Origin of the sequence: Candidatus Borreliella tachyglossi, from assembly GCF_003076595.1 — a bacterium.
GTDB classification, from domain to species: Bacteria; Spirochaetota; Spirochaetia; order Borreliales; family Borreliaceae; genus Borrelia; species Borrelia tachyglossi.
This window is the reverse complement of the sequence record NZ_CP025785.1, coordinates 334396-356716: the sequence shown is the minus strand read 5'-3', so window position 1 is coordinate 356716 and position 22321 is coordinate 334396. Positions and strand designations below refer to the sequence as shown.

The following is a 22321-nucleotide window of genomic DNA, read 5'->3' as shown; positions in this document are numbered from 1 at the left end:
ATTTTATGGAAAAGCCCTCCTTCGAGGGCTTAAGTTATTTGTTCTTAATAGAATAAAAAACTTTACTTCCATGGTATTCGGCAATATTTCCCAATTCTTCTTCTATCCTTAAGAGTTGGTTGTATTTAGCTATTCTATCTGTCCTTGATAAAGAGCCTGTCTTAATTTGGCCTGTTCCAAGTGCAACAACAAGATCAGCAATTGTTGTATCCTCTGTCTCTCCTGAACGATGTGAAACTATTGCAGTGTATCCTGCTTTTTTTGCCATTTCAACAGCTTCAAAAGTTTCAGTCAATGTACCAATTTGATTTACTTTGATGAGAATTGCGTTTGCGACGTCCATTTCAATTCCCTTTTTAAGGAATGATGTATTTGTTACAAATAAATCGTCACCAACAAGTTGCACTTTATCTCCGAGCTTGTCTGTAAGTTTTTTCCATCCATCCCAGTCTTCTTCAGCCATTCCATCTTCAATTGATATGATAGGATATTTTTCTACCCATTTTGCCCAATATTCAACCATTTCATCAGCAGTTAGTTCTTCCTTGGTTGACCATCGAAGTACATATTTTTTTGTCTTTGGATCATAGAGTTCAGATGTTGCTGGGTCAAGAGCAATTGAGATATCTGTACCAGGGTTATATCCTGCACTCTTTATGGCCTCCATAATAACTTCACAAGCTTCTTCGTTTGACTTTAGATTTGGTGCAAATCCACCCTCATCACCAACAGATGTTGCATAACCCTTTTTGCTTAAAATACCCTTGAGAGTGTGAAAAACTTCAGCAACCATTCTTATTGCATCGCTAAAAGTTTTTGCTCCAATCGGCATTATCATAAATTCTTGAAAATCAACAGAGTTGTCAGAATGAGCCCCGCCGTTTATAATGTTACACATAGGTGTGGGTAAAATATTAGCTTTGTAAGCACCAAGATATTGGTAGACTTTAAGTCCAAGATATTCAGCTGCCGCTCTGGCCGTAGCCATTGAAACTGCAAGAATAGCATTAGCACCAAGTTTTGATTTAGTAGATGTTCCGTCAAGTTCAAGCATTTTTCTGTCAATTTCGACTTGATTTAAAGCATTCATTCCTTCAAGTTCTGGGGAGATGATGTTTATTATATTTTCAACTGCTTTGAGCACTCCTTTCCCCATATAAACAGAGTTATCGCCATCTCTTAATTCAACAGCTTCATTTATTCCTGTTGACGCACCTGATGGGACGGCTGCTCTACCTAAAGAACCATCTTCAAGTATTACATCTGCTTCAACAGTTGGATTTCCTCTAGAATCAATGATTTGCCTAGCTTTTATTTCATAAATATGAAAGCCCATTTTAAAACTCCTTATATAATTTTTCCATGTTTACTTTAATATATATTTTCAGTATAATAATAAATAAAATAAATGTGTAGTATCTTGATAAAAGAATTGTTTACTGGATTTTTCAGCTAAATTATGCAAAAAGTTTTGTGGTATTTGTTTTATTTCGTACTGTCTTTTGTAAGCATTAGTAATGTTTATTCAGAAAGTTATGTAGTTAAAAATTTTGATTTATCTTTAAGTGAATTTTTAGAGGTTTCAACAAGACAGGATAATTTGACTCCAGTTGTTGACTCTAAGAGAGTCATTATGTTTTATCCGCCTGATAAGGGAATTCTTAAGATTTTCGCTGCTTTTGATTTTGACGGCTATTCAAAAAAGTACTTATTTCAAAAGAATCAGTATGGACTTTTTTTTGTAAAGGTAAGTCTTCCGCATGGACTTGATAAAATCAAGTATAGACTTGTTATAGATGGTGTTTGGACAAATGATGAATATAATAAGAATGTAGTTTATGATAAAGATTTAATACCATTTTCTATAATTGATATTTTAGGAATAAAATCTAGTTATGTTTCTTTACGAAATCCAATTGGTTCTTATGACAGTAGAGAAGTTGAAATTTTTTACATAGGGCGCCCTGGTCAGATTGTTACAATAGCGGGTAACTTCAATAATTTTAATCCATTTTTAAATAGATTAATTGAGCAGGAACATAATAAAGGAGTGTATACTATTAAGCTTAAGGATCTTCCTAGAGGTAGGATTTATTATTATTTTGTTGATTCTGGAAATAAAGTTATAGATAAGAATAATATTAATAGAATTAATCTTTATTTTGTTCAAGGTATCGACAACAAAATAGATTTCGAAGTTTCTTATTTTGATAATAAATAATTAGCAAAATAAGAATTGATGTTTAATAGCAAAAACTAAGTATTAAGTAGGCTATGCATTTCATCAAAAAGATACTTAGACACAAAATGATCCTTTTCCAATTCCTCAAGTGGTGCATTTTTTGTTAAGGTTGTGTTTCGCATGTTTGCCAAAGAAGGTTCATCAAGTTTGATAGTTTTGTTTTTTCTTTTTTCAGGATCAATTTCGGGAATAGATGCTATTAATGTTTTGGTGTATGGATGTATAGGATTTGAAAATAAAATTTCTCTAGGCGCAATCTCTAAGATGACTCCCAGATACATTACAGCAATTTTATCGCTCATGTATTTTACTACTGCTAAGTCGTGTGAGATAAAAAGATAAGACAAATTTAATTCTTTTTGTAAATCCTTAAGTAGATTTAGAATTTGAGCTCGAATGGATACATCTAACGCAGATACAGCTTCATCTAGAAGTAAAAGTTTAGGATTAAGAGCAAGTGCTCTGGCTATTCCTATTCTCTGTCTTTGACCGCCTGAAAATTCGTGTGGATACCTAGATAGCATACTTTTTTCCAGTTCAGTAATGTCCATCAGTTCATCTACTCTCTTTTCTATTTCTTTTTTTGTCCTTGGAAGAATTTTATTTTCGTTGTATATAATTAATGGTTCTGCTATTATTTCTCTTATTGTCATTCTTGGATTAAGAGATGTATGTGGGTCTTGAAATACCATCTGCATGTCTTTTTTTGTTTTAAGAAGTTCTCTTCTTGAAAGTTGAGTAATATCTTTACCATTGAAATATATACTCCCAGATGTTGGTGTATAGAGTTGCATTATGGATCTTAAAGTTGTTGATTTACCACATCCCGACTCACCAACAAGACCTAATGTTTTATTGCGTTCAACTTCAAAACTAATATCGTTTACAGCGTTTACCTTGCGTTTATTTTTCCAAAATAAGAAGTCTTCTCCAATTGTGAATGTTTGTACTAAGTTTTCTACTTTAAGAATTATATCTTGTCCATTGTTCATTTAATGCTCCTCAATGTTACTTGTAGTTATTTCAATAGGATTTTCTTTAATTGAATAAAGTTTTTCATTTGGATTTTGGTCTAGAGTAAGTATTGATTTTAAAAGACCAATTGTGTATGGATGTTGAGGGTTTTTAAATATCGCTTCTACTGTGCCTTCTTCTACAAAGTTGCCTTGGTACATTACAGATACTGTATCGCAAATTTCAGCAACTACAGCCAAGTCATGAGTTATTAGTATTGTTGAAGTATTGAACTTTTTAGATAAACTTTTAATAAGTAGTAATATTTGTTCCTGAATTGTAACGTCAAGAGCTGTAGTAGGTTCATCTGCGATTAATAGTGATGGATGACAACTTAAAGCCATTGCAATCATAACCCTTTGTCTCATTCCCCCTGAGAATTGATGCGGGTAATGCTCTATTCTTTCTTCTGCGTTTACAACCCCAACGGTTTTTAGCATTTCTATTGCTTTTTTCTTTGCTGTGTTTTTATCTAATTTTTGATGTAGCATTATTGTCTCTTCAATTTGCGTAGATACTCTTAAATATGGATTTAAAGAAGTCATTGGATCCTGGAATATCATTGCTATTTTATTACCTCTAATACTTTGAAGCTCTTTTTCGCTAAGCTTCAGCAAATCTTGATCTTCAAATAGTATTTCTCCGTTTTTGTATATTGTTGTCAGTTCAGGTAATAGTTTTAATATTGCCATGCTTGTTACAGATTTTCCACTACCAGATTCTCCAACAATGGCCCTAATTTCGCCTTTTTTAATTTTTAAGTTTATATTGTTTACAGGATATATTGTCGTATGCTTTAATTTAAACTCAACTGATAAATTTCTTATGTCCAGTATGTAGTCTTCTTTCATTTGATTGCTCCTAAAGGTTGTCTTTCGGATCAAATGCATCTCTTAATCCGTCACCTAAAAAGTTCATAAACAATAAGAATGTTGTCATGACTGTTGCTGGAATAAAAATTTTCCATGGGTATTCAACAAATGTAGGAATTCCATTTTTTACCAATTCTCCCCAGCTAGTCATTGGTGCTGATATTCCAAGACCTAGAAATGACAAGAATGATTCAAGCATGATAAATGATGGTACATTCATTGTTGTAAGTATTACTATCATACCCAAGCTATTAGGAATTAAATGATTAAGTATCATTCTTCTATTCGTTGCGCCTAGTGTTCTAGCTACTTGTATAAATTCAGATTTTGCAAGTGATTGTACTTGCCCTCTCACGACTCTAGCAATTATTAGCCATGACATAATGCTGATTGCTATAAATAGTCCTATAATATTCCTTTCCATAATAGTCATTAATGTGATTATGACAAGTAAAGTGGGTAAAATATAAAGAACTTCTATTATTTTGGTTATTACTCTGTCTAGGATTCCACCAAAAAATCCTGCAATTGCACCTACTATGGAACCTATTATCATTGCTATAAATGCTCCAATAAATCCTACAGATATTGATATTTGACTTCCCTGTATTATTCTTGCAAGCAAGTCTCGTCCAAGACTGTCTGTTCCTAGTAAGTATACTCTTTTGTGTATTTGAACTTCTTTTCCGTCAATTTGTTGGACTTCAGTTTCTATCTTTCTTTTTATTTCGTTTAGCTTTGCCTGTTCTTCTTCATTTATTCCTCGTTTTTCTTTTTCTGATAATTTTTTTATAAAATAAAGTTCCTTTTCATACCAAAGCTCTCCAGCATGTCTAAAAGATGGAGGTAAATCAGCATGTTCTACTACTTGCGTATAGTATTTGTGTATTGGCAGTATTGGTTGAAATATTGCAATGAGTACGTAAAAACCAATTACAAATATGCTCATAAATGCAAGTTTGTTTTCCTTAAACCTTAACCAAGCTCTTTTGCGAGATGTATGTAATTCACATGAGAGGTCTTTTTTTTCATATTCACTCATTTTATTATTCTCCTATGTCCTTGGGTCAAGTCTTTTATAAGTAATATCAGATGCTAAAATAGAAATAAGTAATAATGTTGAGTATACTAAAATTGAACCCATTAATAGTGGATAATCCCTGTTTAAGGATGCTTCTACTGTAAACATACCCATCCCAGCAATTCTAAATATTTGTTCGATAACCATGCTACCAGAAATTATGCCAGCAAATGCAGGACCTATATAGCTCACTAGAGGAAGTATTGCGCCTACCAACACGTGCTTTCTGATTATTACATGAAAACTTAGGCCTTTAGCCCTTGCTGTCCTTACAAAGTCGCTTTTTAATATTTCCAACATAGAACCTCTAAGTATTCGTGTAAAAATGGCTGTATACGGCAAACTCATTGTTAATATAGGCATAACTAAATTTGAAAGACCACCGCGTTCTGAAATCCACCCAGAAGTATAAAATAATCCTAACTTTACAGATAGAAAATATTGCAAAATAGGACCAGTTACGAAGGTTGGTACAGAAATTCCGAATATTGCTACTATTCTTATTATATAATCGGTACGAGTGTTTTTTTTAATTGCCGCTAATGTACCTAACAGAGTTCCAAGCATTAGTGAGATTATTAAGCTTACTATTCCGATTGTCAGTGATTTAGGGAATCCTAATGTTATGTATTGATTGACAGTTAAGTCTTTCTTCTTCAATGATGGCCCAAGGTCTCCCCTTAAAACACCAGTGATGTAATAGTAAGCTTGAATATAAAAAGGTTTATCAAGATGGTATTTTTGCATGAGTTTTTCTTTTACTTGAGGATCAATAGGTTTCTCAGAATCAAATGGATTTCCGGGAGCAAGTCTCATTATCAAAAAGCATAAAAATGTTATTGCGATTAAAGTTGGGATTGTTTCTAGTAATTTTTGCACGGTAAACCTTAACATAATTGCTCCTTATATCAATTATATAGGTTTTTCAAACCTATATAATTGATTATTTTAACACATTATATTTAATAATGTTGAATATTATTAAATATAATGTGTTATTTTGCAAGTTAAAATTAATAATTTCTCTGTGTTATATATATCTATATATTATGCTATATTCTGTAATTTATATATTAATTGTAGGATTTAAGTTTAAGATTTTTGAGCTGATTTTATTTTAAACAGATAATATATACCTGAGAGATTAGGAATCTATCCAGTTCATTTATCATTTTTGATGGGTAATGTCCAGGATTGTATATATACAAATACTTCTAGTTCAACTTATTTCTTATTATAGCATTTATGATGCTTATAAGTGTTATTTTTATCGTTTGGTACTCTTTGCTGTAATTTGAATGGCTCACTAACAACTATATTTTCAGGCTTTGTCCAGGTTTTCCCATGCTTTTCAATAATATGGATTTGTACTGGTACAAATGATACATGTATTAGTGACTGACTAATCCTTTCAGAAGTAATAGGAACACCATCGCACCAAACGAGACCTATTTTAGATGTAGGATGTGCATACGAATTCATTATCATATACCCTAAGATTTAACTAACCCTGCTTTAAGCTATGCTGTTTTTGTATTTAATGTTAAGAGATCTAAAAATATATATTCAATATATTTGCTCCAAGAGTTTTATCGATTAGGTGTGGCTTAAAAGGGGATAACGGTTTTCCTTCTATGCATATTTGAAATGATAGTTTATCGTCTTTTGTTTTGACACAAGAGATTACAATTATTGAGAATGTTATTAATTTGTTTTTAGGTCTTGATAGCAATTTTACAATATTTTTCTTTTTATTTCTTTGAAAAGCAAGCACTATTTGTAGATTTTTAAGTTTATCAACAAATAGACATCTATAAAAAATATTTTCATAGGTGTCTATTTGTTTTATTATTTTATTTTTTTAAGCGCAGAGAAATCAAATCTTTCTAGAATATTAGGAGTCCATCCAGTCCATTTATCATTTCTGAATAGATAATTCCCTGCGTATATATATATTGGAGCAACAGGGAAGTCTTTTTCTATTATTATTTCTTCTGCTTTTCTTAAAATATCTTGCCTCTTTATTGGGTCTAATTCAAAATCAGATTTATGAATAAGATTTTCATATTCTTCATTAAAGTATTTATATGAACTAAAATGAGAGAATTCTTTTTGGAATAAATTTAGAAAGGTTAGTGGATCCGGATAGTCCCCCATCCAGCCAGATCTTGCTATTACATAATTTCCGCTTTGTTTATGTGCTAAGAATGTAGTCCATTCTTCATTTTCAAGTTCAACCTTAATATTTAAAATCATTGACCATTGATTTTGAATAAATTCACAGATTTTCTTATGGTTCTCACTAGTATTATATTTTAATTTAAGGGTAGGGAAACCCGCACCGTCAGGGTACCCAGCCACAGCTAGCAATTTTTTTGATCGTTCAGGGTCAAATAATTTTAATTCTTTACCGTAAGAATAGTTGTTAAAGTTGAGAGTTACTCTTCTTGTGGCAATACTACCATTATTTAGAACTTTTTCTGTTAATGTTTCTCTGTCAATAGCAAGGGTTAAAGCTTCTCTAACTCTTGAATCATCTATTGGTTTTATTTGTGTGTTAAATGAAAAGTAGTAAAGACCATTAAGGGCAGATGTGTAATGATCATTTCTTAACTTTATCTCTTTTATTAAATCGTATGGAATGGTTCCAGATGTAAGAGCATCAATTTCATTATTCTCATACATCCTATAAGAAGTTGAGCTATCTCTTATAGTGTAAAATACTACTTCATCTATTTCAACGCTTGGAGCATTATAGTACTTATCGTTTTTCTGAATTATTATTTTTTCATTAACTAGTCTTTCTTTTAGTTTAAATGGTCCACTGACAACTATGTTTTCAGGATTTGTCCAGTTTTGCCCATGTTTTTCAATTGCATGAACTGGCACTGGTATAAATGATTGGTGTGTTAGCATAGTAAGGAAATAAGGTTTTGGATTAACCAGAATTATCTCTAGAGTATTGTCATTTAAAGCCTTAATGCCAAGTTCAGAATCAGTTACCTTGCCATCGAAATAGTTCTGTGCATTTTTGATTGTTGGCTTCAGCATACCAACATATTGTGAGCCCGTTTCTTTATCTAAAATTCTAAGGTAAGATTTTCTAATGCTCTCAGCAGTAATAGGAACACCATCGCTCCAAACAAGACCTTCTCTTAAATGAAATGTGTATACAAGACCATCATCAGATATATCCCAAGATTGAGCTAATCCTGGCTTATAACCTCCAGTTTGTGTATCAATATTCATTATGCCACTAAACATTTGCAAAACTATCGCTGATCCTATCGTCTCTTCAGAAAGTTGAGGATCTATTGATTTTGGTTCTCCGCCCCAGCTAATTTTAAATGAAGCAGGTTCTTTTTCAATCTCCTTGCTGCAGGCTAGAATAGTTATTATAGAAAATAACATAGATACATATTGTATTTGTTTCATTCATTTTATCTCCTATTCATTAAGGTTAATTCCAATTTCGCTAAAAAGCATAAATAATTTTTCATCTAAAATTTGACTTATAGCCTTGTAAATTTAGTTAATAAAGGAGTTCCTAATAATAAGTTCGATTAGTACCATGTGTGAACTTGTAAGGCGAGATGCTATTAGAAAAATAACTAACTTATAAGAGATAAATACGAATGTAAGAGTGCTTATGTAGCTTTTAAAAGTTATTAGTATATTATAAAGAACTACTTCTATAGCCTAGGCCATAGAAGTAGTTTATCTTTTTATTACTTATTTTTATCTCTTGTTAGTTTTGCTACCTCTTAGGTTTTATGCCCTCATAAATATAGCTTTCTGCAACATTGGGAGTCCATCCAGTCCATTTATCATTTCTAAAGAGATAATATGATTTCATGATTGATAATGGAGCCATAGGGAAGTCCTTCTCTACTATGATTGCCTCAGCTTGCCTTAAGATGTCTTGTCTTTTAAGCGGGTCTTGTTCAAAATCAGATTTTTTAATTAAAGCATCATATTCCTTGTTTGAGTATCCATATGCTCCAAACACATGATTTTCTGTAGTAAATAGGCTTTCAAGAAATGTTAGTGGATCTCCGTAATCTCCTGCCCATCCCATGTCTGATATTTGGTAATTACCCATTCTTCTACTGCCTAAAAATGTAGTCCATTCTTCAACTTCAATTTCAAGATTGATGTTGAGTGTTTTTTTAAATTGCTCTTGTAGGAACTCTGCAGTTCTGCCCATCCCATCACGTTTTGAAGTTTTATATTTAAGAGTAGGGAAACCCGCACCATTCGGATATCCAGCCTCAGCTAGCAATTTTTTTGATCGCTCAGGGTCAAATAATTTTAATTCCTTACCATAAGAGTAGTTGTCAAATGGTGGTGTTAGGTTTCTTGTCGGATCTGAACGACCTTTGCCAATAACGTGAGTTATAGTTATTCTGTCAATAGCAAGGGTTAAAGCTTCTCTAACTTTTGGATTATCAAGCGGTTTAATAGTAGTGTTGAATGCCAAGTAGGTTGCGGAATTCGTAGGGTAAGAATAATAATCATCCCTTATTCTGGCTTCATCGAATTTTTCTCTTCCTATTGTTGGGAGGAAATCAAGTTCGTCTTTTATGTACATATTATAGGCAGTATCGCCGAGTATAGGGTAAAATATCACTTCATCTATTTCAACACTTGGAGCATTATAGTACTTATCGTTTTTTGTGATGACTATTTTGTCATTAACTAGTCTTTTCTTTAGCGTATATGCACCACTTACGGCCATATTTTCAGGATTTGTCCAGTTTTGCCCATGTTTTTCAATAACATGAACTGGCACTGGTATGAATGATGTGTGCGTTAACATATCAAGGAAGTAAGGTTTTGGATTAACCAGGGTTATCTCTAAAGTATTGTCATTTAAAGCCCTAATGCCAAGTTCAGAATCAGTTACCTTGCCATCGAAGTAATCCTGACCATTTTTAATTGTTGATTTAACTATATCAACATATTGTGATCCCGTTTCTTTATCTAAAATTCTAAGGTAAGATTTTCTAATACCCTCAGCAGTAATAGGAACACCATCGCTCCAAACAAGACCTTCTCTTAAGTGGAATGTGTACACAAGTCCATCATCAGATATATCCCAAGATTGAGCTAATCCTGGCTTATAGCCTCCAGTTTGTGAATCTCTTACTGTTAGGCCTAAGAATGTATTTATGATGATGTTGAATGCTTGCGTAGAAGTAGCAAGCTGAGGATCAAGCGAATCGGGCTCGCTGTCATTTGTTACTCTAAAGGTTATTTTATCTTGCTGTGTATCACTATAACAGGTAGTTAAGAATAAAGCAGAAAAGAAAGATAAAAGAATTATTGCTTTGTATTTCATAAATTGCTCCCCTTAAGTTATTTGGTATTTGTATTTTTATTTATTTTTCAATCTTATAAATTATACTTTATTTTATAAGATAAAGTATAATGCGTCTGGTAGGATATGAAATCAAGATTCTTAAGTTTAATACTATGAGTTCTTTTAGCTTATAATCTTTGGAGTATAAGTTATTAATTATTTAATTTTAAATCTTAATTTTTAAATTACTTATTTTTATCTCTTGTTAGTTTTGTTATCTTTTAGGCTTTATGTCTTCATAGTGATATTTATTTGCAACATTGGGAGTCCATCCAGTCCATTTATCATTTCTAAAGAGATAATATGATTTCATGATTGATAATGGAGCCATAGGGAAGTCCTTCTCTACTATGATTGCCTCAGCTTGCCTTAAGATGTCTTGTCTTTTAAGCGGGTCTTGTTCAAAATCAGATTTTTTAATTAAAGCATCATATTCCTTGTTTGAGTATCCATATGCTCCAAACACATGATTTTCTGTAGTAAATAGGCTTTCAAGAAATGTTAGTGGATCTCCGTAATCTCCTGCCCATCCCATGTCTGATATTTGGTAATTACCCATTCTTCTACTGCCTAAAAATGTAGTCCATTCTTCAACTTCAATTTCAAGATTGATGTTGAGTGTTTTTTTAAATTGCTCTTGTAGGAACTCTGCAGTTCTGCCCATCCCATCACGTTTTGAAGTTTTATATTTAAGAGTAGGGAAACCCGCACCATTCGGATATCCAGCCTCAGCTAGCAATTTTTTTGATCGCTCAGGGTCAAATAATTTTAATTCCTTACCATAAGAGTAGTTGTCAAATGGTGGTGTTAGGTTTCTTGTCGGATCTGAACGACCTTTGCCAATAACGTGAGTTATAGTTATTCTGTCAATAGCAAGGGTTAAAGCTTCTCTAACTTTTGGATTATCAAGCGGTTTAATAGTAGTGTTGAATGCCAAGTAGGTTGCGGAATTCGTAGGGTAAGAATAATAATCATCCCTTATTCTGGCTTCATCGAATTTTTCTCTTCCTATTGTTGGGAGGAAATCAAGTTCGTCTTTTATGTACATATTATAGGCAGTATCGCCGAGTATAGGGTAAAATATCACTTCATCTATTTCAACACTTGGAGCATTATAGTACTTATCGTTTTTTGTGATGACTATTTTGTCATTAACTAGTCTTTTCTTTAGCGTATATGCACCACTTACGGCCATATTTTCAGGATTTGTCCAGTTTTGCCCATGTTTTTCAATAACATGAACTGGCACTGGTATGAATGATGTGTGCGTTAACATATCAAGGAAGTAAGGTTTTGGATTAACCAGGGTTATCTCTAAAGTATTGTCATTTAAAGCCCTAATGCCAAGTTCAGAATCAGTTACCTTGCCATCGAAGTAATCCTGACCATTTTTAATTGTTGATTTAACTATATCAACATATTGTGATCCCGTTTCTTTATCTAAAATTCTAAGGTAAGATTTTCTAATACCCTCAGCAGTAATAGGAACACCATCGCTCCAAACAAGACCTTCTCTTAAGTGGAATGTGTACACAAGTCCATCATCAGATATATCCCAAGATTGAGCTAATCCTGGCTTATAGCCTCCAGTTTGTGAATCTCTTACTGTTAGGCCTAAGAATGTATTTATGATGATGTTGAATGCTTGCGTAGAAGTAGCAAGCTGAGGATCAAGCGAATCGGGCTCGCTGTCATTTGTTACTCTAAAGGTTATTTTATCTTGCTGTGTATCACTATAACAGGTAGTTAAGAATAAAGCAGAAAAGAAAGATAAAAGAATTATTACTTTGTATTTCATATAAACATCCTCCTTGAATTATGTGAATTTTTATTTGTTTTAAATGATTTTGTTAACAAGCCTAAGTGGATTTTACTTTAATTTGCCAAATAAATAAAGTATAATGATGTAATATTTTTACTTTGCTAATATATTGTTTTTCGAAAACTTTGAAGGATGAAGTTGTATGTTTATACAGAATGATAGTTTTAATAAATATTTTAAAGATATTGAGAATGAGTTTCTTAGTCAATTTAAAGCTATTGAAAAGATAAATTGCTTAAAGAGTTCTTATCATGAGGCAGATTCTGTTAGTGTAGGTTTAGCTGACAAAATGATAGAAAGGCTTTTGAGTAGTAATTCTACTATTGTTGGTATTAAACATATTTTAGAGCTTTATGAGAAGTCTAGGTTGGGCAAGTCCTCACTTATATTAATGGAACATTATAGCAATTTTGACTTTCCTTGTTTTCAGTTTTTACTTAACAGGATGAGCTGTAGAGAAGTTTCGGAACATGTTATTCCTATAGCGGGTGTTAAGCTTTTTAAGGATAATTTATTCGTTAAAAGCTTATCTTTAGGCTATAGTGTAATATTTATTTATCCTCCACATTCATTTATTGGAGTTGATCCTGAGACTATTAGGGAGAGGCGAGCTTTTAATGCCAATTCTATGAAATTTATTTCTGATAAAAAGAGTAGTGGATATATTATTCTTATTTTTCCAACGGCTACAAGATATAGAAAAGGTAAACCCGAAACTAAAAAAATAATTTCTGAGATTGGAAGTTATTTTAAAATTTTTGACTATTTTGTAATGGTAGGCATTAATGGCAATATTCTTGAAGTCTCATCAGATGAGAATATGGAGCATGATATTTTTAGGGAAGATGCGCTTGTGTATAATACAACAGAGGTATTAGATGTGCTTGAGTATAAGAATTTAATTTTAAGGAAGTTAGATCAGGAAGGGTTAGAGGCAACAAAAGAAATTTTAAGCTCTACAATTGCTGATGATTTAGAAAAACGTTTTGAGGTTCTTCATGAAGAGGGAACTAGGATATATAATGATTTGACTTAGGGTTTTGTTTGATATGCCTGATATAGAGAAAGTAAAAAAGTTTAAAAGAGAGATATTAGATGATATTTCTGCCGAGAGAGCTACAAAAGAGCCCTTTGGAATTAAAATGGAAATTGAGCCCCCGAGGAATGGTGAAAGTATCCTTCCTTGGGAGAAACAGGATCAGGTAGATCTTGACTTAGAAGAAGCACCTGAGGAGGGACTTGATTTAGATTTTATTCTTGATGCTCTTGATAGCGAAGATCAAGTCAAATCTGCTGAAGAGGATGGTAGAATCTTACAAGATTCTAGTGGGGTGGATATTGATTCTGAGTTTAATGATTTAGATAATGATTTTGATGTTTTAAGTTCTCAACTTGAAGAAAACATTGAGAGGGTTCTTGATGATAATTCTATTAGTTTAGATAATGCTGCTAATTTTGATTTAGATAGTCCAGATAGCTTGCAAAGTTTAGCTGGTGATTTGGATACAAATTTATTAAGTTCAGATGAGTCTTTTGATAAGGAAATTGATGCTGAGAGGTTAGATAACGAATCTTTAAGTGATGGCAATGATGCTTTGGATGATAATTTCAATCTTGATGATATAATTGATAATTTGAATGGATCTAATGGAGAAAGTGATCAGTTGGGGATGACATATCGGGGTGGGAATGATTTTAATGAGAGCTCTGAGGATAATAAGAATTCTGAGGATCCTGATGAAGAGGGTGATTTTTCTAATCTTTCAGATGATTTTAGATTTTTGGAAGATGACAAAAAAACACCTTCTAGTGAAGATAATTTTAAAATTGATTATCCTTTGTTTCTTAAGCATTTAAACTCTTATCCTAGGAATTTGAGAATTGCTGTTGCTGAGGCTTTAACGCGAGGCAATGTCTCTAGGTATAAGATTGAGGCATTGATTGATCTTGTTGAGCAAAATAAAAAAGGGCTTAAGTTTATTGCTAAGTTTTCTGGTGATATTGTTGGGCGTTCTGTTAAATTGCCTGTTATTTATTATAAGGCAGAGGAGTTTAGCAAGCTTGAACAGAAGCTTAGCTATAGGATTTCTAAAGCTTTAACGCCAATACTTAAAATAGCATCTATTTTTGTTGTACTAACTTTTGTGTCTTTTTATTTTTTAGTTGATGTTATGTTCTTTTATATCGCATCTGATAAAAAATACAGAGAAGGAATATCTTATATATACGAGAATAAGAGGGAGCTTGCTAAGGATACTTTTAGAGATGCATATTATATGCGACCTAATAGCAGTTGGTTTCTGGCTTATGCTAAAGCTTTCGAGGATATAAGAGATTTTGATAGTGCTGAAGAGAAGTACGAGGAATTATTTACCATTGATCCATTTGCTAGAGATGCTTCTAAGAGAAGACGAAAAAATTTTGATAAGGATGGATATATATCTTATGCTTCTATGAAAATGAGACTTGGTGAATATTCAGATGCTAATTTAATCCTTGATGAGGTTATATCTTATGATCTTTATGATTATGAAGCATTAATGAATAAGGGTGATAATTATTTTAGGTGGGCTCAAACAAATCCTAAGTATTACAAAGATAGTATTAATAATTATACTATTTTGCTTTCAAGATATGGGCATAGAAAGGAAATTTTATTTAAACTTTTTAATAACTATATTGGAGCTGGTGCTGAGAGGGAAGCGAAGAATGTAAATACTTTTATTAAGACAAATGAAGGGTTAGATATTGATGAGGGTGTTTATACTAGATATGCTAAGAAGTTAATAGATAAATATATTGATTTTACAGTTTATAGCAAGAGAATAAATAATTTATCTAAGAATCCTAGGTATTTAAGTGCCCAGATGAATCTATTGAATAAAGAATTTGCTAGCTTTGAGGCTGGTGATGGGAAGACTATTGCTAATGCTTTGGATGTCAATCTGAACTCAGAGATTGAGTATATTCTTAGAAGGATTTTGGTTAAGAATCCCAATTACAATAAGGCTCTCTTTGAAAGTGGTAGATATTCTTATTGTATGGGTGATTTTAAGAAGGCAGAAGGATATTTGCTGACAGCATTAAATGGATTTAGGCAGGAAAATTCAATGGAAAATGCATCTGATAAGATAATTGCTTATAGAATCTTGGCAGATATTTATGAGAAGGAAAATGATTCTCTGAAAGCAAGCAATATTATTAGTTTAGCTTTAAATGATTATGATTTTTATAAAAGAAATGGTCTTATTAAAGGGTCTCGAGAGCTTTCCTCAATTTATGAAAAGCAAGGGGATATTCTTAGATCTTTAAATGGCTTCAGATCAGCAATTTCTTCTTATAAGATGGCAATAAATGAGGGTGTTAATTCTCCGGATGTTTATTATAAGGTAGCCTTGCTTAATTATAAGGAGAATAACTATAAGGATGCATTAAGCTATTTATTTAAAGTTGAGAATATGTCTGGGTTTTCAAATAGTAATGAAGTTTTGAATTCAATTGCATCTGTCCTTTATAAAATGGGTGATTTTGTAACTTCTAGGAGCTATTATTTGAGAATATTAGAGAATTTAGAGACAGAAAAGTCCAGTATCTTAGATTTTAGGCCTAAAGATAATAAGTATAATAAGGCTTTATTAATAAAAGAAATTGAAAGTTACAATAATCTTGGAGTTGTTGAGATAAGAGCATCTCTTGGTGATAGGGTTGGAGCTGGTACTGTTATGGACAATAGGCTTTATGATTCAGGGATTGCGAATTTGACTAAATCATCTAGAATGTTTGACTTGTTAAATCGTGATGATGAGATGGTTAGGAGTGTTAAAAAAGATCTTGCTAGTTTAAATCTTAGAAGCATTTTTAAGAATGATTTTGCTGGATCCAATATTTTGTTTTACGAGAGCTTAACTGATAATCTTTAGATTTTTAATAATTTTAGACATAATTTTGTCTAACTAATTTGTAAGGATTTGTATGAAAAAAACTTACTTTTTTGTTTTTTTGTTGGTTGTGTTTACTTTGTTTTCTTTAATAGAAGATGATCTAAATATTACCATTGATGATGTATATGTTGAGGCTCATGAAAATGGCTTTCACCTTTTTATTAGGAAAAAGCCAAAGGTTAAGTCTGTCATTTTAACTGAATCTTTTGAAATTCCAGAAAAGAGTAAAGATGTATCTACTTATTCATTTAGAACGCTAGGGTATAATGACATTAATGGAGATGAAATTAGAATTTTAAACGGTAGAGTTATTATGAATAGGGAACTTTTATCATTGACATCCTCTACGCCTGTTCCAAATAGAAAATTTGGGGAGGCTTTTCATATACTAATACCTAAGAGATTAAAATATGGTTTTCCTAATTTTTCAACAAGAAGTGGTGATATTGATTTAGAAACTCTTAAGAGAAGGAAAGAACCTTTTTGGTTTTCAATTAGAACTTTTGAAAAAAAATATAATGATTATTTAGGTCAGTATAAGGATAATGCCTATGAATTATTCTTCAAGGACAGTCAAATGGACGGTAAAATTGAGTCTAATGGGATGATGGAAGCATTTTCTAGATTTTCGGATGATGTTGTTGTTGCAGAACAGGGAATGGATGCGCTTGATAAGATCAAGGATATTTTAGAAAAATCAGAAGATTCAAATGCTGACTTAGATCTTGTTTTTGTTGTTGATGTTACTGAGAGTATGAAGAATAATATTGAAATTTTAAAGGAGCATCTTTTTGAGATCGTAGAACCTCAGTTAAAGCAATTTAAGTCTTATAGGGTAGGTCTTGTATTTTATAAGGATTATCTTGAAGATTTTTTGACAAGATCTTTTGATTTTAATACTAAGGAGTATTTAAACAATATTCTTAAATATATTAATGTAGGTGGTGGAGGAGATTATCCTGAGGCGGTATTTGAAGGGATTAATGCTGCTGTTACTCAATTTGATTGGAAGGCGGAGAATAGATTTATTGTTGTATTGGGAGATGCACCTCCTCATGAATATCCTAGGGGGCCTATAGTTTATGAGGAAGTTATGAACTTGGCTAAGGAAAAAGATATTACAATTTATGGGATAATACTTCAGCAGTAGTTTGAAAGGGTAGCTGTAGAGTTTATAGTTTAAGTTTTTCATTTTTTATCTTGTCTATCATCTTCTCAGATAGGGGGATAATCCATTTGGGAGTTTTTGTACCAGATTTTATTAATTCTTCAAATAATTGTTTTGCTAGCTCTTTTTTATTTGTTATATAATGTATGAAGGCGATTTCATATTTTCCAGTAGCGACTATTCCTGTATTTTGTTTATAATTTTCAATCATTTTTTCATATACTTTTAAAGCAGATGTATAATCATTAACATTCATTGCCTTTTGAGCTTCTCTTAAGTAGATACTATAAGGAGTTTCTTTTGTAAGTTCGTCTAGATTGGCTGTATAGCACGAAAAAAATAAGATACTTATTAATATCAAGTTTTTCATTGTTTGTTCTCTTTTATGTAATACATTTCTATTGGATTAATTTTATTAAATATAAAAAAAGAAAACAAGTATTATACTTGTTTTCTTTTAGGTTTTGTTTTATTTAGAAGGAATTATTATTTTCCAGTCTTCGTATATTATATCTGGATTCTGAATTTTTTGTCTGTTTGCAAACCAAATTTTTGGCCATAAATAAGGGTCGTTGTATAATTTCTTAGAAATTCCCCACAAGGTATTTCCAATTTTAATTATGTAAAGTTCCCTAGTTGCATAGCTTTGGTAAGCTTCTAAGTATCTTGCAGAATCTAAGAATAATTCATTTGCAAGTCTAAGATTGTTGAGCTTTTTAGCTTCAAGCCCTTGCTCCCATAGTTGTCTGGATTTTTCAATAAGCTGGAGTGTTTTAAATTTAGTTGAATCTGCTTTTTTTATTTCCTTGGCTTCTTCTTCATAGGCAAGTACTAATGGAAAGTCTACTTTTCCAAGTAAATAAGTCCCACCTTCCAGATTTAAGAGGTTCATATATTCGCCTTTATCTTTAATTAGTGCTCTCCCATTCCATGGCGATGGTTTAATGAGTTTATTATTGCTGTAAACGGGAAGATTAGAAGCAGCTTCAAGTGCTTTTAATTGTTTATACATTCTCTCATCTGTTTCCTTAAGAGCTCTTGATTCTTTTGCTCGTTTGGCTGTTTGCTGTGCCTTATTAAATGCTTTACTATACATTCCAAGAGAGTTTTCAATGTCGTATACTTTGTATTTTCTTGTTGCTTCAAAGTATAAGTTATTTACTTCATCAACCTCCAATGGTATCCATATGTATGCTTCATTGGCTTCAGCATCATTTAGGTATTTTTCAATATTTTCTTTAAGGTAGTTTATTTTTTCTTTTTTTTCTATCGTATCTCTGGCAATACTTCTGTATCTTTCTAGTGCTTTGATAGCAATGTCATTTCCTTCCTTAGTCATACCTTTTGCAAATTTTGCTTTCATTTCCTTTTCGGTCTTTTCAGCTTCGTTGAATTCTTTAGAATAAAAAAGGTTCCCTCGCTCTCTTATGACTTCATTTTTAATCTCTTCAATGTCTCTTTGCACATCTCCGGTTTCCTTAATTTCTTTTGATTTCGAAATTTTGGCATCTTTATTATTTGCATCTTCTGGAGGGGTTTCACATGAGATGAGAGAAAGAGCAAATACAGATAACATCAAAAGTAATAACTTGTTTTTACGCATCATATACATCCTTCTTATATAATATTGACTATATAAATTAAGAACTTTGGTTTTGAGCATCAATTTATCAGTTCTTTTAGCTGTTCAGTAAACCTTACTACCATAATATTGCATAACCTAACATTATGCAATTATTTGTTTGTCATCTCTGATCCATTTTAATTATATTAATACTATACTCCTATCCTAGAGCATCTTTGAAATTTTGGCATTTCCGCATGCCCTTTCTTCTGGGGGGGTTTCACATGAAATGAGAGAAAGAGCAAATACAGATAACATCAAAAGTAATAACTTGTTTTTACGCATCATATATATCCTTCTTATATAATGTTGACTACATAAATTGTAGCTTTTATCTCTTCCTAGGTTCTTTATTTAGGAAAAATCTAGTTCAAAATATCTTTTTTGCAAGCTTCTTAACATTATAGTTTATTTTTCATGTTTATTAAAGTTAATAAATTTTTTAAAACAGGATATAATTAAGTTCATAAGTTTATTCAAATTGAGGATAATTTTATTTTAAAATCACACTCTATCATCTTTTTGTTGTTATTATCTAGGGTAGTATTATTCTCTCAAGTAGCATTAATTAAGGAAATAGAGGGTCAGATTAATGTTGTCAGGAATACTATTCCTATTAGATTGTATTTGGGGGATGAGATTTTTGAATATGATTTTATTGAGGTTGGCGATAATTCGAAAATTAAGATAGGTTTATATGGAATAAATGGTGTTTTATCAGATGTAACCTTTCATTCTAATACGCATAGTCTTGTTTTTTATTCTTCCCTTAAAGACGTGCAAGATGCAAAAATATATCTATTTAAGGGAAGCTTAGAGGTCGTTATTTATGAGGTTGTTAAAGGCTCTTCATTTTCTGTCGATGTGAATAATTATTTCTTTATGACTGATGCGCCGGCAAAATTTTATGTAAACGGTGAATATTTTAATAATTATTTTGTTAGTGTTTTTGAAGGCATTCTTAAGCATTACAATAAGAATGAATATTTAGTTTCAGAAGGTACTAGTATTTTACTTTGGGATGATAATTCTTTTTTATGTAAAACTAGTGATACTGCTCCTACTAATATAATTCAAAATCTTAAAGAAACGTCTCGTAAAGGTTTTATTTTTCTAAGCAATAGGCGTTCAAATTATATATTTTCAAAATACGTTGAGGATAGTTTTAGGTTTGATTTTGTATATGATTATCTAGTAAAAGATCCTAGGTTTAATACTGTATACTCAAAGTGGAGCCTAGAAGATAAAAATCATACTTTGGGTAATAGAATTGATATGGTAAATTATGTCAATTATCTGAGAGGAAGAATAGGTATCCTTTTTAGTAATTTTATTTATCTGGCAAATATATTTTTTTTTATAGAAGATCTCATTAAGCATTCTTCTGATATTTCTGATAAATTGATTATTCATGGATCTGTTTTAAAATTTTTTGAAGATTATAAGAAAAATAGATCATCTTTAGCAAAAAAGTTTTTTAAAACGATTCATTCTTTTAAGATGTATTTAGGTCGTACGAATGGTAATGTTCCTAGCAATTTAAGTGTTGATGAATTTTATTTGTTAAAGCCTAGAGAATTTTAATTTTTATGAACATAGGTTTGTCAAAACAAGCAATTAGAAATGAGATGACTGTTTTGCTCAGGAACTATGGGATAGTCAAGATTGCTGAATCCAGTATTAATATTTCTGCAAATTTGCTAAAATTAATTAAAAATATAAATACTTGTCAGGTATTAGCATATTATCCTATGAAATTCGAGGTTCAGATTCATGTATTCTTAAATTCTTTACTAGACTTTAACTTCGAAGTTTTCTTACCGCGAGTTTTGGGCAATTGTGATATGAGTTTTTTCAAATATTTTGGGAATTCCTCCCTTAGGGTTGGTAGTTTTAATTTACTTGAACCTATTTCTTGTATTGAGTTTGAGATTAATAAAGCTTCTGTTATATTGGTTCCAGGACTTGCATTTTCAAGTAATACTGGACATAGAGTTGGACGTGGTGGAGGATTTTATGATATATTTTTGCAAAGAGACTTCTTTGTAAAAATTGGTGTGTGTTTTGATTTCCAGATTTTTAATTTTGTGCCATTTTGTTCTCATGATATCAAAGTGGATGCTATGATTTCTGAGAAAGGTGTTTTATTTTTGTGAATAAATTTCTATTCTTTAGAATTGTTTGGATTTCTATTTCATTAATTTGCTTATTTTTATTTGTGTATATTAATTTTTTCAAAATTAGAGAGCTTAAATCTTCGACTAAGAAAAAGATTGCATTATTTATTCCTGGAATTATTAGTGGGTCACCCTCTTATAAAGAAATGTATGATTTTTTGCTTGAATTTAAAAAAAATAGAAACGATGTTGAAGTTAAGTTATTTGAAGCTGGGTTTAATCAAAGTGAATGGATAGAATTACTTGAGAAGTTATTAAATTCTTTAAGATATGATTTTTTGATAACAACAAATAATGTAATGCAAAGGATTATTGATGGAATTTCTGCAAATTATCCTTATACTAAATTCTTGATTTTTGATTCTTTGGTTAAGAATACTAATCCTCAAGTGTATTCACTCTCTTATAATGTTGCAGAAGAAGCTTATATATTAGGTTATTATGTAGCCCTATTTTTAAAAGATTCTAATTTATCCAATAAGAATGTTGCCTTGATTTCTGGGCAAGAGTATCCTGTTATGAGAGACTATATTTTTCCCTATTTCAAGAAGGGTATTGAAGAGATTTTAGACTCAATGGTGTTCTTTAGGATCTTAGGAAATTGGCATGATAGCAATATGGCAAAGGTTTTGTCTGACTCTTTAATTTTAAATTCAGGAGTTTCTGTAATTCTTCCGATTGTGGGTTCAGCTGTTGAGGGTGTGCTCTCGTCAGTTCGCAAGCACGGTATGTTTGCTGTTCTATTTGATAGTGAAAATTATTTGGATAATAAAGATAATATTATTGGTTCAGGCATTACAAATCAAAGATTTTATTTAGAAAAGGTCTTAAATAAAGCTCTCAGAGGCGAGATCCAATATGGGACTTGTGAAGTTCTTGGACTTAAGAAAATGGGGATTTCATTTAATTTTTTAAATAAATTTTATGTAGAAAAGGCTAGTGCAGAGGTTAAGAAAAGTCTTGAAGATAAGATTAAAGAGATAGATGATACTGAGATAACGATTGATTTAGAATGATT

Annotated in this window: 18 protein-coding genes; 7 read left to right on the top strand and 11 right to left on the bottom strand. The window is 31.5% G+C overall.

All coding sequences use genetic code 11. The features are described 5' to 3' along the window. Nucleotides 1–34: 34 nt before the first annotated feature. Entirely contained in the window at nt 35–1336 is a 1302-nt protein-coding gene (eno, locus tag CR532_RS01735; protein ID WP_108729122.1) for a phosphopyruvate hydratase, read from the bottom strand. Nucleotides 1337–1459: 123 nt separating this feature from the next. On the opposite strand from eno, the gene CR532_RS01730 reads away from it, so the two are divergent. Beyond that, nucleotides 1460–2221 (top strand): early set domain-containing protein, encoded by a 762-nt coding sequence (locus CR532_RS01730; RefSeq protein ID WP_108729121.1) that lies wholly within the window; start codon nt 1460–1462, stop codon nt 2219–2221. Between the two features lie 35 nt (nt 2222–2256). On the opposite strand, the gene CR532_RS01725 is transcribed toward CR532_RS01730, so the two are convergent. The 8 genes from CR532_RS01725 to CR532_RS01690 form a co-directional block, all read right to left on the bottom strand. Next, the gene (locus tag CR532_RS01725) at nt 2257–3234 is read right to left on the bottom strand and encodes an ABC transporter ATP-binding protein (protein WP_108729120.1); all 978 of its coding nucleotides are present in this window, start codon (nt 3232–3234) and stop codon (nt 2257–2259) included. Then, nucleotides 3235–4107, bottom strand: a complete 873-nt coding sequence (locus tag CR532_RS01720; protein ID WP_108729119.1) for an ABC transporter ATP-binding protein — start codon at nt 4105–4107, stop codon at nt 3235–3237. It abuts the gene before it with no gap. Between the two features lie 10 nt (nt 4108–4117). After that, nucleotides 4118–5170 carry an ABC transporter permease gene (locus CR532_RS01715; RefSeq protein WP_108729118.1) on the bottom strand — a complete coding sequence of 351 codons (1053 nt, stop codon included), beginning with the start codon at nt 5168–5170 and terminating at the stop codon, nt 4118–4120. Nucleotides 5171–5182: 12 nt separating this feature from the next. Then, complete coding sequence (locus CR532_RS01710; protein WP_108729117.1) at nt 5183–6103, bottom strand: ABC transporter permease; 921 nt, start codon at nt 6101–6103, stop codon at nt 5183–5185. Nucleotides 6104–6433: 330 nt separating this feature from the next. Then, nucleotides 6434–6691, bottom strand: a complete 258-nt coding sequence (locus CR532_RS01705) for a hypothetical protein (RefSeq protein ID WP_108729116.1) — start codon at nt 6689–6691, stop codon at nt 6434–6436. A gap of 366 nt (nt 6692–7057) precedes the next feature. Then, nucleotides 7058–8644, bottom strand: a complete 1587-nt coding sequence (locus tag CR532_RS01700; RefSeq protein WP_108729115.1) for a peptide ABC transporter substrate-binding protein — start codon at nt 8642–8644, stop codon at nt 7058–7060. 322 nt (nt 8645–8966) lie between these two features. Next, a complete protein-coding gene (locus CR532_RS01695) occupies nt 8967–10550 on the bottom strand; it encodes a peptide ABC transporter substrate-binding protein (RefSeq protein WP_108729114.1) in 1584 nt (527 codons plus the stop codon). A gap of 235 nt (nt 10551–10785) precedes the next feature. After that, nucleotides 10786–12369 carry a peptide ABC transporter substrate-binding protein gene (locus tag CR532_RS01690; RefSeq protein WP_108729113.1) on the bottom strand — a complete coding sequence of 528 codons (1584 nt, stop codon included), beginning with the start codon at nt 12367–12369 and terminating at the stop codon, nt 10786–10788. Between the two features lie 166 nt (nt 12370–12535). Here CR532_RS01690 and CR532_RS01685 point away from each other — a divergent pair, with 166 nt between their 5' ends. Genes CR532_RS01685 through CR532_RS01675 form a run of 3 tightly spaced genes read left to right on the top strand, consistent with a single transcriptional unit; the run spans nt 12536 to nt 17484 of the window. Continuing rightward, nucleotides 12536–13429 carry a 1-acyl-sn-glycerol-3-phosphate acyltransferase gene (locus CR532_RS01685; protein WP_108729112.1) on the top strand — a complete coding sequence of 298 codons (894 nt, stop codon included), beginning with the start codon at nt 12536–12538 and terminating at the stop codon, nt 13427–13429. A gap of 13 nt (nt 13430–13442) precedes the next feature. Further along, nucleotides 13443–16313, top strand: a complete 2871-nt coding sequence (gene flcA, locus CR532_RS01680; RefSeq protein ID WP_108729111.1) for a periplasmic flagellar collar protein FlcA — start codon at nt 13443–13445, stop codon at nt 16311–16313. A 52-nt stretch (nt 16314–16365) separates the two neighbouring features. After that, nucleotides 16366–17484: a vWA domain-containing protein gene (locus tag CR532_RS01675; RefSeq protein ID WP_108729110.1), complete on the top strand. Its 1119-nt coding sequence runs from the start codon at nt 16366–16368 to the stop codon at nt 17482–17484. A gap of 22 nt (nt 17485–17506) precedes the next feature. Here the strand turns inward: CR532_RS01675 and CR532_RS01670 are convergent, their stop codons facing one another. Beyond that, nucleotides 17507–17872 carry an outer membrane protein assembly factor BamD gene (locus CR532_RS01670; RefSeq protein ID WP_108729109.1) on the bottom strand — a complete coding sequence of 122 codons (366 nt, stop codon included), beginning with the start codon at nt 17870–17872 and terminating at the stop codon, nt 17507–17509. A gap of 99 nt (nt 17873–17971) precedes the next feature. Then, nucleotides 17972–19108: a LysM peptidoglycan-binding domain-containing protein gene (locus CR532_RS01665; protein ID WP_108729108.1), complete on the bottom strand. Its 1137-nt coding sequence runs from the start codon at nt 19106–19108 to the stop codon at nt 17972–17974. Between the two features lie 540 nt (nt 19109–19648). Between CR532_RS01665 and CR532_RS01660 the strand changes: the two genes are divergently transcribed. Genes CR532_RS01660 through CR532_RS01650 form a run of 3 tightly spaced genes read left to right on the top strand, consistent with a single transcriptional unit; the run spans nt 19649 to nt 22319 of the window. Then, on the top strand, nt 19649–20710 hold the full coding sequence (locus CR532_RS01660; RefSeq protein WP_199911298.1) for a hypothetical protein: 1062 nt from the start codon (nt 19649–19651) through the stop codon (nt 20708–20710). Between the two features lie 5 nt (nt 20711–20715). Further along, a complete protein-coding gene (locus CR532_RS01655) occupies nt 20716–21282 on the top strand; it encodes a 5-formyltetrahydrofolate cyclo-ligase (protein ID WP_108729106.1) in 567 nt (188 codons plus the stop codon). Then, a complete protein-coding gene (locus CR532_RS01650) occupies nt 21279–22319 on the top strand; it encodes a BMP family ABC transporter substrate-binding protein (RefSeq protein WP_108729105.1) in 1041 nt (346 codons plus the stop codon). Before CR532_RS01655 ends, CR532_RS01650 begins: the two co-directional genes overlap by 4 nt. Nucleotides 22320–22321 lie beyond the last annotated feature (2 nt).